The organism is Clostridium chromiireducens (assembly GCF_003575225.1).
Classification (GTDB): Bacteria; Bacillota; Clostridia; order Clostridiales; family Clostridiaceae; genus Clostridium; species Clostridium chromiireducens.
The window spans coordinates 601,702-616,873 of record NZ_QXDJ01000004.1 but is presented as its reverse complement, the minus strand read 5'-3'; the positions used below and the strand labels follow the sequence as shown (position 1 = coordinate 616,873).

Genomic DNA, 15,172 nt, shown 5'->3' with positions numbered 1-15,172 from the left:
TAGGGGGTAATAGTCCCGTAAGTGAAAACTATGATAATCAGTTCTGCACCAGAGTACCACGAGACACGTGAAACCTTGTGGGAAGCAGGGAGGACCACCTCCCAAGGCTAAATACTACCTGATGACCGATAGTGAAGCAGTACCGTGAGGGAAAGGTGAAAAGAACCCCGGGAGGGGAGTGAAATAGAACCTGAAACCATGTGCCTACAACCGATCAAAGCACCTTATGTGTGTGATGATGTGCTTTTTGTAGAACGAGCCAACGAGTTACGGTATGTAGCAAGGTTAAGTACTTAAGGTACGGAGCCGAAGGGAAACCGAGTCTTAATAGGGCGACTAGTTGCATGCTGTAGACCCGAAACCGGGTGACCTATCCATGGCCAGGTTGAAGCGAGGGTAAAACCTCGTGGAGGACCGAACCACGTTGCTGTTGAAAAAGCATGGGATGAGCTGTGGATAGCGGAGAAATTCCAATCGAACTCGGATATAGCTGGTTCTCCTCGAAATAGCTTTAGGGCTAGCGTCGGAAAATGTGAGTAGTGGAGGTAGAGCACTGAATAGGCTAGGGGGCATAGCGCTTACCGAACCTTATCAAACTCCGAATGCCATATACTATCAGTCCGGCAGTCAGACTGTGAAAGATAAGTTCCATGGTCAAAAGGGAAACAGCCCAGATCGTCAGCTAAGGTCCCAAAGTGTAAGTTAAGTGGAAAAGGATGTGGGATTTCTAAGACAACTAGGATGTTGGCTTAGAAGCAGCCACTCATTAAAAGAGTGCGTAATAGCTCACTAGTCAAGAGATCCTGCGCCGAAAATGTCCGGGGCTCAAACTTACCACCGAAGCTACGGGTTCACACTTATGTGTGAGCGGTAGAGGAGCGTCGTAATCGGGCTGAAGTCGTACCGTAAGGAGCGGTGGACTGATTACGAGTGAGAATGTTGGCATTAGTAGCGAGATGTAGGCGAGAATCCTACAGGCCGAATATCTAAGGTTTCCTGAGTAAAGTTTGTCTTCTCAGGGTTAGTCGGGACCTAAGGCGAGGCCGAAAGGCGTAGTCGATGGACAATTGGTTGATATTCCAATACCACTATAATCGTTATTATCGATGGTGTGACGGAGAAGGATAGGATGTGCCAGCTATTGGATGCTGGTCTAAGCGTTAAGGGAGTCAGAGTAGGCAAATCCGCTCTGGCAATTCTGAGGCGTGATGGGGAAGGTTCTACGGAACCGAAGTATCTGATTTCATGCTTCCAAGAAAAGCATCTAGAGAGAGAAGTAGTGCCCGTACCGCAAACCGACACAGGTAGATGAGGAGAGAATCCTAAGGCCGACGGAAGAATTGCAGTTAAGGAACTAGGCAAATTGACCCCGTAACTTCGGGAGAAGGGGTGCCTGAGAAATCAGGCCGCAGAGAATAGGCACAAGCAACTGTTTAACAAAAACACAGGTCTCTGCTAAAGCGAAAGCTGATGTATAGGGGCTGACGCCTGCCCGGTGCTGGAAGGTTAAGGGGAACACTTAGTGGTAACGCGAAGGTGTGAACTTAAGCCCCAGTAAACGGCGGCCGTAACTATAACGGTCCTAAGGTAGCGAAATTCCTTGTCAGGTAAGTTCTGACCCGCACGAATGGCGTAATGACTTGTGCACTGTCTCAACTGCAAATCCGGCGAAGTTGTAGTGCGAGTGAAGATGCTCGCTACCCGCGATTGGACGGAAAGACCCCGTAGAGCTTTACTGTAGCTTAGCATTGAATTTCGGTATTGTCTGTACAGGATAGGTGGGAGACTGGGAAACTAGGGCGTCAGCCTTAGTGGAGTCGTTGTTGGGATACCACCCTGATAGTATTGAAGTTCTAACTGGATGCCATGAAACTGGTGACAGGACATTGTTAGGTGGGCAGTTTGACTGGGGCGGTCGCCTCCTAAAATGTAACGGAGGCGCCCAAAGGTTCCCTCAGAACGGTCGGAAATCGTTCGAAGAGTGCAAAGGCAGAAGGGAGCCTGACTGCGACACCTACAAGTGGAGCAGGGACGAAAGTCGGGCTTAGTGATCCGGTGGTACCTCGTGGGAGGGCCATCGCTCAACGGATAAAAGCTACCTCGGGGATAACAGGCTGATCTCCCCCAAGAGTTCACATCGACGGGGAGGTTTGGCACCTCGATGTCGGCTCGTCGCATCCTGGGGCTGAAGTAGGTCCCAAGGGTTGGGCTGTTCGCCCATTAAAGCGGCACGCGAGCTGGGTTCAGAACGTCGTGAGACAGTTCGGTCCCTATCCGTCGCGGGCGTAGGAAATTTGAGAGGAGCTGTCCTTAGTACGAGAGGACCGGGATGGACTGACCTATGGTGTACCAGTTGTTTCGCCAGAAGCATAGCTGGGTAGCTAAGTCGGGAAGGGATAAACGCTGAAAGCATCTAAGTGTGAAGCCCACCTCAAGATTAGATTTCCCATAGCGTAAGCTAGTAAGACCCCTTGAAGACTACAAGGTTGATAGGTCAGAGGTGTAAGTATGGTAACATATTTAGCTGACTGATACTAATAGGTCGAGGGCTTGACCAATAAATAATCAAGTTGTAATACATTAAAGAAACTATGTGCAATTTTGAAAGAACAAGGTTCTTTCAAGTATGTGAATACTGAAAACCAAATGAATAGTATGAATTAAAGTTTCTTTTTAAAGGAAACACTAACTCACATTCGTTCGTTGGTGTACAGTTCATTAGACCAAATCAGAGATTTGGAATGAACTAGCATCTCGTGATGATGGCATAGAGGTAACACTCCTTCCCATTCCGAACAGGAAAGTTAAGGTCTATAGCGCCGATGGTACTGCACGGGTGACTGTGTGGCAGAGTAGGACGTTGCGAGGTAATTGTAAAAGATAGTCATGATGACTATCTTTTTTGTGTGTTGGAAAAATATGATGAGTATTGCATTTTATTTTCTATATTTTGTAAGTAAAATGATTGTCAGAATAAATTAAAATTAAGCTTATATTTAAATTTTAGTATTAACCTCTTGCTTTTCCAGTATTTATAAAATAAAATATGAATATGATATTCAAAGAAGAAAAAAATTTAAACGCTAATTAAATAACTAATATATTAATTATTTAATTAAATTTAAATAGAATATATTTGATGGGAAAATGAGAGGAGAAATTCAATGAACTCAAATAATAATTATTTATCAGAATGCGAATGTGCATTAGATAAATGGATACATGAAAGATGTAACAATATGGATTTATTAGTTGTGAACGATGTGCCTATTTTGGCAGAAGATTGTTTATCTCTATTAAAGGGATCTATTGCGGAAGTTAATGATTGTACTGATAAGCTAATTGTTACTACTACAGATAACATAAGTTATGTTTTAGAATCTTTTGATGAATTAAGTGTTCTTAATTAAAATTTATTTTGCAATCTTATTTAGTTAATTAAACATGATTTCTACTATATTTTCTTGAGTTTTTTAAACCTCTAAATTAAATGAATTTAGGGGTCGTTTTATTATTCTATAGAATCCACGTCTAAGAATCTTAGTTTCAGCCATGGATGGTAATATAAAAAATGTAAAAAATATAGATGCGAGAATAAATCTTTTCATATGTAATCACCTTTCAATTTACAATATAATAGTGTATTTAAGAAAGTTTTAGGTTATCTCAATTTCAGCGTTCAAATTTAATTATGTGAAAATTGATAAAATATATTCAGAATCTTTACCATAAGTTACTGACCACAATATTGTGGTCAGTGAAATTATAGGCATATTTTTAACTGTTTAAAACTCTTAATAAATTCTTCCGTCAAGAATATACATAATCTAACTAATTTTGTTATGAAAAAATGCAATTAGGTAGAAATGTGTGGAATAATGTTACATGTTAAAAGTGGAAAATTGTGGAGAAGTGTAGTAAAATAAATTTAGTGAATATTTTAATACTAAAGAAGTTACTTAAGCATAGGAGGGTTAAATATGCAAAGTATTGACTTTATAGATAAGGCTAGAAGTATCGAAACTATTGATAATAATCAAAGTGATCAAGCTTTAATGATTGTAAGAAATGATACGGTTGTTAATGCAAGTGAATCTTTTTTTTATATGACAAAATATTTGAAGGAAGATATAATAAATAAAAATATAACTGAAATCTTGAAAAAATTAAGATTAGGTCCAGACATTAATTTTAAAGACCTTGATAATGGAACAAGTTATTTTTTATTTACAAAATCCCTTGAGGTCAGATTTATAAATGTTGAAGTTTTAAGAAGTAGTGAACAGCAAATCTATATATTAACGGAGAAACAAAATTCTAGATTTCAAGAAAATAATCAATTCCTAGAAAGACTAATTTCTGAAAATAAAACAGGAATAGGTGTATTTACAGCATCTGACTTAATTCTAATTAATGCAAATCAATCATATCTAAATAATTTTTCAAATAAATATAACTCCAAAGAAAAGTTTTATGGGAAATCTTTAAGCGAGGTTGTGACCAACTTTGATGATAGCGATATTAAAAAAGCATTTAATGATGTTGTAGCTAATAATAGGCCGCTATATTTTAAAGAATTGAGTCCATCTCTATATAAAGATATTAATAAATTTTATGATCATACTCTTATGCCTATTGTAGTTAATAATAGGGTTGATTATATTGTTGTAATGGTAGAAAATGTGGGAATTAAAGAACATGTAATAAAGCAATCTGAAGAAATAGAACAAAGAAATAAACAACTTGAAGCAATTTTTGAGAGCATTGACCATGCTATTTTTATTTATGATGCCCATGGGAATTACTACATGACAAATAAAGCTGCTAAAGATCTCTATCCAAATGGAGAAATGAATAGACTTGGTGATGTCTTTGATGACTATAAATATTATGATCCTAATGGTAATGAAATTAAAGCTGAAAATATAACAATTTCAAAATTATTTAGAGGGGAAGTAGTTACTAATGATTTTATGACCCTTCGTAATAGAGATACTATTAAACATATAAGTGCAAGTGGGAGACCTGTATATGACAAGGATGGCAATATTAAGTTTGTGGTTATGTGCTACCATGACATAACTGATTTAGTTGAAAAAGAAAAACAAATTAAAAGTCAAAAAGAACTACTTGAAAATATCATTCAGAATACATCAAATCATATATTCATTTTTGACAAGCTTGGAAAGTTATTATTGATGAATAAGGAAGCATATAAAGATATTCCTTTTGGGCATAAATTAGAAAACATAGATGATTTTTATGCCATAGGTGATCATTATAGTGAAGATGGACGTATTCTTACTAAAGAAGAACTACCAGCATGTCGTTCAATTAAGGGTGAGATTATTGAAAGAGAAAAAATAATTATTAAAAGTTTAAAAAAAGAATTAGTATTTGAATTTAGATCTTCACCTATTTATGATAGTGATGGAAATATAGAATGCATAATGACCTATGCTCATAATATAACTGAATTAGTAAATCAAAATAAAATTATAGGACAACAAAAAGAATTGCTTCAATCAATTATAGAAAATATGTCTGAAGCTGTAGTTGTATATGACAGAAATAAAAACGTTTTTCTAAAAAATGATGCGGCGAAAAATATCATATATAATTGTGAGGAGTTTAACAGATATAAAGATATTCTTAATACAACAAAGTGCTTTGATTCAGTTGGAAATGAAATTTTAGAACAAGATTTGCCAACGGCTATATCTTTTCGAGGGGGAAAAGTAAATAATTCATTAATAACATTTCAGAGACCGGATAAAAGTATTCATTGTAGAATAAGCTCCAGTCCTATATTTGATGAATATGGTAGAATCAATAATGTTGTTGTGTGCATGCATAATGTAACCGGATTTATAAAGCAGAGAAATCGAGTAAAGGAGCAAAAAGAACAGTTAGAAGCTATCCTTAATAGCATGCAGGAGTCCATATTGGTTTTTGACAAGGATGGTAAATTTATTATTAAGAATAATTCTGCATCGCATTTATTAAATGACATAGCATTTAATATGGGAAATTATTATGAAGTAAAGAGTTTTTTTAATATGGATGGAAGCAAATTATCTTTTGAGGAATTACCTGTTAATTGTGCAATGCAAGGTAAGATCATAAAAGGTAAAGTTATATATTTCGAGGCTAATGGGAAAAAAGAATATGTTATGATTAATGCAGTCCCAGTGTTTGATTCATGTGGAAAATTTTCATATGGAATTGTAAATAATCTTATTATAACGGACCTTATAGAAAGCCAGCAAAAGCTTGAATCAGCACAAAAACAATTGTTAAAGGCTAAGCGTGAAAAGATTGAAGCTCTTGAAAAAGCCCTTGCAATGAAGGATGAATTTTTATCACTTATATCTCATGAATTCAGGACTCCTATAAATGTTATAAGTACAGCTGTTCAGGCTTTGAATTATATCTATGGAAACGAATTATCAGATAAGGTTAAAGGATATCTAGGAACAATAAGACAAAATACTTTTAGACAATTGAGATTGGTAAATAATCTTCTGGATATTACTCGTGCTAATGCAGGACGCATTAAAGTAAATAAGAAAAATATTGACATAGTATTTATAACGAAAGCTATAGTTGAATCAGTTTATGACTATGCTGCTCAAAAAGGAGTCAGGGTGAGCCTTGTATCTTCTTTTAAAAAGAAAATAATAGCAATGGATGATGAAAAATATGAGAGAATAATTCTAAACCTTATTTCAAATGCAATTAAATTTACACCAACTGGTAAATCTATTACAGTATGTTTACATACTGTAAAAGGTAATACATGCATTGAAGTAAAGGACAACGGAATAGGTATACCGCAAGATAAAGTGGATGTAATATTCGAGAGATTTGGACAGGTAGATAGCTCTTTATCAAGACAGGCAGAAGGAACTGGAATTGGATTATCTCTTGTAAAAATGTTTGTGCAGGCTTTAGGTGGCAGTATATCAGTTAAAAGTAAGGTTGGCAAAGGCAGCACCTTTATTGTAATTTTTCCAGATGAAACAATAGTTGAGGAAGAAAAAACAGTTAATGTAGAGAACTTCATGAATAATCGTCTCATAGAAGTTACAAATGTGGAATTTTCAGATATTTATTTATAAGATTAGAGTTATGATATAACCAGCCGAAATAGAAGGTACTCTGTTACTCGGTTGCTATAAAAAATAGCTATGGATTTCTACCAGTAAAAGTTGCACCAGTCCTGCTTGCTCCTTAGGCAAGCTAATGACAAGCAGAACTGGAACAACTTTTACTGAAGAAATGCCTATAGCTATTTTTTAAATGCAACACTGCGTAAAAGAGTACCTTCTATTTCTGGAGATTTATAGATTTAAAGTCTAATTATAATATTTGTTATATATAATTTTGATTAGTTTATCGCATAAACATTGGTATCTATATAGGAAGATGTGATTAACCCAAATTTCACATCGGATAAGCCCTTATGAATCAGTAGACCGGACGTTTAATTTTCAATATCTTGATGTATAAAAATGACTTTATTACGCCCTCCTATAGATATCCCAATTATATATTTGACTTGTAATTGTAGTGACTATCCATACTTGTTTACTTTCAGTGTATCACTTTACTAGAAATAAGTAACATATTGTTTGCAGTGTTTCATTGGAATTTTGCTGGTAATGATTCTTGACTAGAAGTTGTTCCACAATGCTTGTTCAACGCGTGTCGTTGAGGCAAGCATTGTGGGTGCAACTTCTAGTCGTAGAATCATCCATTAAAATTCCTAGAAACCGAAACACAATATGTTACTTATTTCGGCAAGTTACACATAAGTCTAAGTTACATGGTATTTATCTATATTAGCTTATCGCTTGTACTTATTTAAAAAGAGTTCATAAATCTGATGAACTCTTTATATTCTTGGGCTTGTTCTTTTAGGTAGGTTTCGAAGTTTCTTACAATATATCTATCGGAGCTAGTTATAAATTTATTTTTGCACCATTTTTTATAATTGTCGTATCTGTAGCGGGCCGCCTCAGAGGATAGAGCGCAATAAACTTCAATATCATAAGAAGATTTTATGTTTAGTTTATTTAGTATTACGGGATTAGATAGTAATAGTCCCGTAAAATAGTTTGCTTCAGCTTCTTTAAATTTATAGTCGGCCTCTGTTAAGTCCTCACAAAATATTTTTGTTTTTTGGCAGTAATGTCCACATAAAATATGACCCAACTCATGGGTTAAAGTCCATCTAACTCGTTCTTCAGATTTATAATCTATGTCATTATAATAGATTATATATTTATTTTTTTGCTTATAATAATCAGTACATCCTTCTTCTGAAGATAAAAATTCAAAAGTTTCTTCCTTAGTTAAATTCTTCTTAAGCATTAATTGATGATAAGAAACTATTCTAATATTATCAAAAGAACTGATTATTTCGGTTATATTTATAGGGAACCGAGTAATATTTAGTTTAACATAAATATCATTAACAATTTGTTTTATTAGAGAATATCTAATCGTCGAAGTATTCATCAAAGGCAGACCTTAAAATATTCATCATTTTTTCTTTATTTTTAGGATCCATTTTCTTTCGAGCTCTTTCAATTCTTCTAATATCATCATCATCAAAATCAACATTTTCAGCATCAATATCTTGTTCTTCTATATCATCGGACAGTAAATAATCAACAGTAGTATTAAGAGTAACCGCAAGTTTTACTAAAGTATCATTACTAGCTCCTTGTTTATTTCCTTCTATCATACCAATGGTAGATTGGCTTACACCAATTGTTTCAGCTAGTTTTTGTTGTGTGATTTTCATTTTTTTCCTAAGTAATTTTACTTTATCACCTAACATAGCATTTCACCTCTTAAGATAATTTTATCATAACTACCGATAAAATCAATGGAGGATTAAAAAAATTATAGGGTTATATAATAATAAATACCCATAGATTTGTATATTACGAATTTTTATAATTGACTTAGGGAAAACTTGATTTCAAGGAGATGGAAGTATGAAAAATAAATTGTTAATTATTTTAACCCTAGTGTTATTGAGCTCTTTATTTGCAAAAGATATACCCACTGATTCTAGCAGGTATACTATAGTACACTCTAATAATATAGAATTAAATTCTAAAGAAAAAGCAGCCTTAATTTATGATAAATCTGAGAGTATTAGCAAAACACTGGATGAAAGTAGTGGAGATGGGATTGAAAAGAATTATGTAAATTTTAGTGAATATAAAATTTGCGGTAAAACTTATAATAAAAATAAAGTCAGAATTACATATCCACAAATAAGTGGTTTATCTGATGAAACTAAACTAAAAGCTATAAATAAGCTTTTAGAGGAAGAGGCTTTAGATATATTGAGTGGATATTTACAGGATGATCCAAAGTTAAAGAATTTAACATTGGATATAAATTATGATGTAAAACTCAAAAATAACAAATATTTTTCAGTGGCTTATAGTGGATATGGTAATGTGAAAGGAACGGCACATCCTCTTTCGTTATTTTATACTACAAACATAAATGTAGAAAATGCTAGAGGTATGAGACTTGTAGATTATGCTGACGTAATGAATATATTAAAGAAGTTAAAAGACACAACAACTGTTAAAGTAGTGTCTAGTGAAGAGGAAGTGGCTGAAGCTCAAAAAAATGCCCTTGTGGAAATGAATGATGGCGAACTTTTGAGTATATTAAAAGATTCAGATTTTCGCGTAGAAAATGGGAAAATCATAATTCCTGAAAAGGGTGGATACAGCTATATGGAAGAGAACAACATAGTCATAAGCTTGCCAGTAAGTCATGCGATTGGAGATCACGCTGAATTTTTAGTTAAAAAATAGCGTGACTCAATTTGATGGGATTCAGAAGATTATTTTTTTGTATATATATAGTAAGGGAGTTTTATTATACCTTCTCCAGATAATTTATAATTTGTATCTTCTAAAGGGGGCCTATTATAAACTAAATTTAGTCCAATTGAATATAGTGCATTAGCTAATTCATCAGGATTTTGAGTCACAGTTCCTGCCATAAAACCTTTATTAATTAAGTCTATAGCTTCGGGGATAGCATCTACACCAACTACCGGTATTGTTTTTGTTGGATCTCCTTGGTTATAACCGTATTCTTGCAATGCTTCAATAGCACCAATTGCCATAGCATCATTATTTGAAATTATTGCTTCTATATTCCCACCAAATTTTAAAAATAATGAATTAATTGAGATTTTTGCGCAATCTCGCTCCCAATTGCAAATCCTTGAGGCAAGCTCTTGTGTTTGTACACCATTATTATTAAGAGTAGAAATAGCGTACGTTGTCCTTTTAATTGCTGATTCATTATTAATTTTACCCTTCAGCATTATATATTGAAGTTTGTTATCGTTATTTTTATCTATAGAATTTTTATTGGTATTCCAAAGATTTAGAAGAATATTCCCTTGTAGAATTCCTCCGTTTTCAGATTCGGTTGCTACAACAAAAACTCTTTTGGAAACATCTAAAGGCTTTATTGGCACCTCTATATTAAAAAGAATTAGTGGAATATTTCTTTCTGTTACTCTATTTATAATATCTGATACAGTATTTTCATTAGTATCCACTAAATTTACCAATAGAAGATCAATATTATTTTGGATCAATGTTCCTATATCAGCATTTTGTATTGCTTGATTATCCTTTGCATCAAAAAAAGAGAATCTAACTTTATCGGGGTTTTCTTTTTCAATATTTTCTAAGTTTTGTTTAACAAGCGAAATATATGGAGAGTTAAAATCGAATAATAAAACACCAACTCTAGGAGGCGTTCCTACAGCAGTAACTGGATTAATATAAATAGTATTAAATAATATAGTAATTATTATTATACTTATGGTAATAGTTAATCTCTTTAATAGTCTCATCTAAATTTTAACCTCCATACTATATAAGTTAAAATTAGGTTATGTTTATTTAAAAAGATTTATTCACTTCAACAATATTCTTTAATATAGCACGTATTTAATGATATAATTACCATAATTAAACTAAAAAGTTGTTAGTTGGTGAAAAGGTCATAGTTTAAGATTTAGATTATGACTAAATAGGAATTATTTTAGAGATATAGTAGATAAAATATTAAATTTACTAGCAAATCAATTTATAGTTAAATTAAAGTAAGATTATTTAGTTATTTTAAGGAGGAATAATATGTGTACAAGTTTTATTCATAGAAGAGAAGATATATTAATAGCAATGAATTTTGATAACAATGGAATGAATTATCAAATAGATACAAAGGATTCAAATAAATTTGTTGTCCTGGTTGATGGTGGACGAGGAAAAGTTCCATCGTTTGGCATTAATAAGGATGGTATGTTTATCAATCATTTGATGGTAGATTCAAATGGAAAGGGGTTATACAAAAGACCAAGTAAAAAAGTCACAAGTACAGCAAAACTTGTTAAGGATGTGCTTAATGGAGAGATAAATTCAGAGCTTATAGACAGTTATCTTAAAGGAATGGAAATAGTGAATGTACCTGATTATAGTATACATAATATGATCAGTGATAAGCATGGGAATGTATGGGTGGCAGAGCCAGGGCGAGGAACAATACATAGCCCTGCTAAAGAAACGCATTATTTTATAATGACTAATTTCTCATTGTGTGATTTTAAAGAAACAGGAATATTAGCTGGAACTGGCACTGAAAGATATAAAATTGCTGAAGAAATGTTATCAAAAGAAGAATGTTTAGAGGTGAAAGGTGCTTTTAGAATACTTGAATCAGTAATACAAAAGGACGGCGAATGGAAAACTGCAATTTCTATGGTTTATTCACAAAAAGAACAAGCTGTATATTATTGTTTGGATGGTGACTTTAAGGATATTCACCAATATTCATTTGAAAGCTAGGAAATTAGTTGTGATTAAAAAAATCCTTTGGTATTATTGGAACATCCGAAGAGAAAAAAAGTATAGCATACTTGTATTTTTATGATGCGGATTTAGATTATATCAGGGAAAAAGACGATAATAACCCTATGGCAACTTTGTTAAGGGCTATTTTGAATATGAATTTTAGCTGTACGTTTTTGGAAATAAGAGTACTGTAGTTAAAATTTTTTAATAAATAATAATCAAATATAAAAGCTCCCCCATTTTAGAGGAGCTAGTAATGAAAAGTCCAGGGTGCAAAATAACGGCAATCATTAGATCACGAGTTTAGTATGTGAAGGAATGGCAGAGATATTCAAACCATTTTTTTCTATAATAAGGTTGTAAATGATATTATGGAAAGTTTTATGAGAATTAAATAAGTGATAGAAAAAAGAGAAGAGCGCCTGTCATTCAAAAGAAATGGAGGTTCAGCTTAAACATAGAGATATAAATTTTAATAATGCCGAATTTATTATTAGATATAGTGATAGAATCAATATTTAGTTAATAATATCAATATATGACTGTATAATTATGAGAGAGGGTTAGTATGTTAGAAGAAGATCTATATAGACAATTGAGGATAAAAAGAGAAACAGCAATGTACTATAAAAAATATGTTAGTTATTTAATGGTATCGTTGGTGTTAACAACCATAGGAGCGTACATTGGAAACTATATAATGCCATTGTTAACGGAGATGGAATTTTATTTTGGATGTGGTGCAATTTTGCTAGTGTTGACCTTTGTATCTGCATTTAGCTTCGGAATAGTAAAAAAATATGCATTTTATATATATGCTTTTGGTCAAGGAATAACAATAACACCGATACTAAGTCTATTTACTACTGTATCGGTATATAAATGTTTGATTGCAACTGCATTAATTGTGTCAAGTTTTTGTATAATAGGGTTAAAATTAAAAGATTTGAGTTTCTTAGAGAATATACTATTAACTTTAATTATTATTCTGTCAGGGTTAACTGTATTAGATATGTTTGTTCATTTACCATATGTAGAATACTTTGCGCTAGGAGCATTCTATTTGCATGTGATGTATGATATTAATTCCTTTAAATTAAACATTAATAAAAGATTGGATTTTATAGATGATGAGTTTGTCTTAGACTCCGTTATGCATATATATTTACATATATTAATTTTATTTAAATATTTACTATCAACATCCTCAGATGATGATTAAAGCTTTGAAGATATTAGTATTATAATTATGATACAAGAGAATAAAATTGGATATTTACGTGAGATAATAAAGAATGTTAGCTTTAAGTTATGTAAATATAAATGATATGAAAAAGTTAATAAAATGTAAACAATTGAATATTATAAAAATAGTATTTAAAACTATGTTATAATTTAGATAGTACTTATAAATCACGTATAAAATAAATTATTCAAATAAGGGAGGAATTATATGACGAAAAAAAGAAACGGTGTTTTAATTAATTTTAGTAGAGTATTATTTATGCTATTAGGTTCGGCCTTAGCAGCTATTGGCCTTGAAATATTTTTAATACCCAACAATATAATTGACGGCGGAATAACTGGAATATCAATAATGGCAAGTCACCTAACTAGTATTGAGTTAGGAATATTTACGTTTGTATTAAATTTGCCTTTTGTTATTTTAGGTTATAAACAAATAGGTAAAACATTTGCTGTTTCAACGATATTTTCAGTAATATGTTTTTCAATTGGTGTAACTTTGCTTCATCCAATTCCAGGTATAACGCAGGATACACTTCTAGCGACTATATTTGGTGGCATTATTTTAGGAGTTGGAGTAGGTTTAATTATAAGAAACGGCGGTTCCTTAGATGGAACTGAAATTGTTGCTATTCTCTTAGAAAAAAGAAGCGCATTTTCTATTGGAGAAATAGTTATGTTTATAAATTTGTTCATACTAGGAACTTCAGGTTTTTTATTTGGATGGGATAGAGCAATGTACTCATTAATTGCTTATTTCATTGCATTTAAGGCTATAGATATAACTGTTGAAGGGCTTGAAGAATCTAAGTCAGTAATTATAGTTTCTGATAAAAATAAAGATATTTCTAAAGCGATAATGGATAGACTTGGCAGAGGGATTACTTTATTAAATGGAAAAGGTGCCTACAGTGGTGCGGAGACAGAAGTTATATATGTAGTTCTATCAAGACTTGAGATAGCAAAACTGAAAAAAATTGTGCATGATTTTGATGAAGATGCATTAATTACAATTACAAGTGTTGAGGGAACTGGTAAAAAGTATGCGAAAAAAGCAATACATTAGAATTTTTTTTATTTGGATTTACATTAAGCAGTATATGAGAATGTGTTCAAAATAATAAAGGTGAGTAAGAGATTTATCTTACTCACCTTTATTAATAAAGAAGGGCAGAATGCAGATTTTGTATAGTAATTGATAAAAATCGTTCTCTTTAAATTGAAGAATGTAATATTACAAAATATGCTATAATTAACTAAAAGATAAATTATAATTTGTAGATGAGTACAACTTTAGAAGTAACAAAAGAAACCATAATTTGTTGAGGAGATTTATGAAAGAAATAATAGCCTAATTACTACAAACACGGAAAAAGTTATGTGATCTAAAATTAAAATTTGTTTATTGGTTGTTTTTGGAGGATAAGTAGAAAATTTCTGTGGATAAAGATGTAATGATAGATATGCCAAAATCAGAGCTCACTACATTTCATAAGTGTGCTCTGGTTTTTTATAAAGATATTTGATATAATTATGGTTTTCTTGAAAGCTCACTAAAAGTATCACCATGCTGTTTTTCTTCCCTAATTAACTTTTCCAATGAAAGGAATTGTTTAACCCAAGATTCATATTTTTTAACAGCATCATATTGACCTTGTGCAGTCATACTAAACAATTTTTTAGGACCAAGAAGAGAAAACATAATTCCGATCATTGGACCAATATAGCCAGCTCCTTTGGTATCTACTCCAGTAATACTGCTTTGTGTCACCGAATCCTACTTTAACGTTGCCAGTAAATGGTGTGTCTTTTGGAGCCATGAAGCGAACAATCGTCCAGTTTAGATTAGATTCGGTAATTATATCAGCGATATAAATAATTTCTTTTTTAGCCAGTGGATATAAGATTCCTCCTAAGAATCTAGGAACAACAGTGATAAAGGACTTTTTATCATTTTTAAAACGAACACTAGGAGTAGCCCAATCAATGAGACGATTAATACCACATTCATTCAT

At 32.4% G+C, this 15,172-nt stretch carries 12 protein-coding genes and 2 rRNA genes; 8 read left to right on the top strand and 6 right to left on the bottom strand.

What is annotated here, in order from left to right:
* The 3 genes from D2A34_RS18720 to D2A34_RS18710 form a co-directional block, all read left to right on the top strand.
* A 23S ribosomal RNA gene (locus D2A34_RS18720) occupies positions 1-2,558 on the top strand; the annotation flags it as partial.
* 194 nt (positions 2,559-2,752) lie between these two features.
* Positions 2,753-2,869, top strand: a 5S ribosomal RNA gene (gene rrf / locus D2A34_RS18715).
* 295 nt (positions 2,870-3,164) lie between these two features.
* Positions 3,165-3,410 carry a PIN domain-containing protein gene (locus D2A34_RS18710; RefSeq protein WP_079442211.1) on the top strand — a complete coding sequence of 82 codons (246 nt, stop codon included), beginning with the start codon at positions 3,165-3,167 and terminating at the stop codon, positions 3,408-3,410.
* 63 nt (positions 3,411-3,473) lie between these two features.
* On the opposite strand, the gene D2A34_RS27485 is transcribed toward D2A34_RS18710, so the two are convergent.
* On the bottom strand, positions 3,474-3,608 hold the full coding sequence (locus D2A34_RS27485) for a hypothetical protein (RefSeq protein ID WP_278337028.1): 135 nt from the start codon (positions 3,606-3,608) through the stop codon (positions 3,474-3,476).
* A 372-nt stretch (positions 3,609-3,980) separates the two neighbouring features.
* Between D2A34_RS27485 and D2A34_RS18705 the strand changes: the two genes are divergently transcribed.
* Positions 3,981-7,121, top strand: a complete 3,141-nt coding sequence (locus D2A34_RS18705; protein ID WP_119367562.1) for a PAS domain-containing sensor histidine kinase — start codon at positions 3,981-3,983, stop codon at positions 7,119-7,121.
* A gap of 745 nt (positions 7,122-7,866) precedes the next feature.
* Here D2A34_RS18705 and D2A34_RS18700 read toward each other — a convergent pair.
* Positions 7,867-8,376 (bottom strand): ImmA/IrrE family metallo-endopeptidase, encoded by a 510-nt coding sequence (locus tag D2A34_RS18700; RefSeq protein ID WP_243128367.1) that lies wholly within the window; start codon positions 8,374-8,376, stop codon positions 7,867-7,869.
* A gap of 127 nt (positions 8,377-8,503) precedes the next feature.
* Entirely contained in the window at positions 8,504-8,848 is a 345-nt protein-coding gene (locus D2A34_RS18695) for a helix-turn-helix domain-containing protein (protein WP_079442208.1), read from the bottom strand.
* A 160-nt stretch (positions 8,849-9,008) separates the two neighbouring features.
* On the opposite strand from D2A34_RS18695, the gene D2A34_RS18690 reads away from it, so the two are divergent.
* The gene (locus tag D2A34_RS18690; RefSeq protein ID WP_119367560.1) at positions 9,009-9,851 is read left to right on the top strand and encodes a PdaC/SigV domain-containing protein; all 843 of its coding nucleotides are present in this window, start codon (positions 9,009-9,011) and stop codon (positions 9,849-9,851) included.
* A gap of 29 nt (positions 9,852-9,880) precedes the next feature.
* On the opposite strand, the gene D2A34_RS18685 is transcribed toward D2A34_RS18690, so the two are convergent.
* Positions 9,881-10,912: a galactose ABC transporter substrate-binding protein gene (locus D2A34_RS18685; protein ID WP_119367559.1), complete on the bottom strand. Its 1,032-nt coding sequence runs from the start codon at positions 10,910-10,912 to the stop codon at positions 9,881-9,883.
* A gap of 286 nt (positions 10,913-11,198) precedes the next feature.
* On the opposite strand from D2A34_RS18685, the gene D2A34_RS18680 reads away from it, so the two are divergent.
* The 3 genes from D2A34_RS18680 to D2A34_RS18670 all read left to right on the top strand — a co-directional run bounded on the left by D2A34_RS18680 (position 11,199) and on the right by D2A34_RS18670 (position 14,223).
* Positions 11,199-11,906, top strand: a complete 708-nt coding sequence (locus tag D2A34_RS18680; protein WP_119367558.1) for a hypothetical protein — start codon at positions 11,199-11,201, stop codon at positions 11,904-11,906.
* 574 nt (positions 11,907-12,480) lie between these two features.
* The gene (locus tag D2A34_RS18675) at positions 12,481-13,134 is read left to right on the top strand and encodes a Bax inhibitor-1 family protein (protein ID WP_079440678.1); all 654 of its coding nucleotides are present in this window, start codon (positions 12,481-12,483) and stop codon (positions 13,132-13,134) included.
* 231 nt (positions 13,135-13,365) lie between these two features.
* The gene (locus D2A34_RS18670; RefSeq protein ID WP_079440679.1) at positions 13,366-14,223 is read left to right on the top strand and encodes a YitT family protein; all 858 of its coding nucleotides are present in this window, start codon (positions 13,366-13,368) and stop codon (positions 14,221-14,223) included.
* A 465-nt stretch (positions 14,224-14,688) separates the two neighbouring features.
* Here D2A34_RS18670 and D2A34_RS26490 read toward each other — a convergent pair whose 3' ends face one another.
* Complete coding sequence (locus tag D2A34_RS26490; RefSeq protein ID WP_182629424.1) at positions 14,689-14,928, bottom strand: hypothetical protein; 240 nt, start codon at positions 14,926-14,928, stop codon at positions 14,689-14,691.
* On the bottom strand, positions 14,837-15,172 hold the full coding sequence (locus D2A34_RS27690; protein ID WP_119367557.1) for a Rossmann-fold NAD(P)-binding domain-containing protein: 336 nt from the start codon (positions 15,170-15,172) through the stop codon (positions 14,837-14,839). Before D2A34_RS27690 ends, D2A34_RS26490 begins: the two co-directional genes overlap by 92 nt.

Excerpts from the sequence above, each read along its gene's own strand:
- D2A34_RS18685 (WP_119367559.1), bottom strand. The coding sequence starts at position 10,912 with ATGAGACTATTAAAGAGATTAACTATTACCATAAGTATAATAATAATT.
- D2A34_RS18695 (WP_079442208.1), bottom strand. The coding sequence starts at position 8,848 with ATGTTAGGTGATAAAGTAAAATTACTTAGGAAAAAAATGAAAATCACA.
- D2A34_RS18705 (WP_119367562.1), top strand. The coding sequence starts at position 3,981 with ATGCAAAGTATTGACTTTATAGATAAGGCTAGAAGTATCGAAACTATT.
- D2A34_RS18675 (WP_079440678.1), top strand. The coding sequence starts at position 12,481 with ATGTTAGAAGAAGATCTATATAGACAATTGAGGATAAAAAGAGAAACA.
- D2A34_RS27690 (WP_119367557.1), bottom strand. The coding sequence starts at position 15,172 with ATGAATGAATGTGGTATTAATCGTCTCATTGATTGGGCTACTCCTAGT.
- D2A34_RS18700 (WP_243128367.1), bottom strand. The coding sequence starts at position 8,376 with ATGCTTAAGAAGAATTTAACTAAGGAAGAAACTTTTGAATTTTTATCT.
- D2A34_RS18680 (WP_119367558.1), top strand. The coding sequence starts at position 11,199 with ATGTGTACAAGTTTTATTCATAGAAGAGAAGATATATTAATAGCAATG.
- D2A34_RS18690 (WP_119367560.1), top strand. The coding sequence starts at position 9,009 with ATGAAAAATAAATTGTTAATTATTTTAACCCTAGTGTTATTGAGCTCT.
- D2A34_RS27485 (WP_278337028.1), bottom strand. The coding sequence starts at position 3,608 with ATGAAAAGATTTATTCTCGCATCTATATTTTTTACATTTTTTATATTA.
- D2A34_RS18710 (WP_079442211.1), top strand. The coding sequence starts at position 3,165 with ATGAACTCAAATAATAATTATTTATCAGAATGCGAATGTGCATTAGAT.
- D2A34_RS18670 (WP_079440679.1), top strand. The coding sequence starts at position 13,366 with ATGACGAAAAAAAGAAACGGTGTTTTAATTAATTTTAGTAGAGTATTA.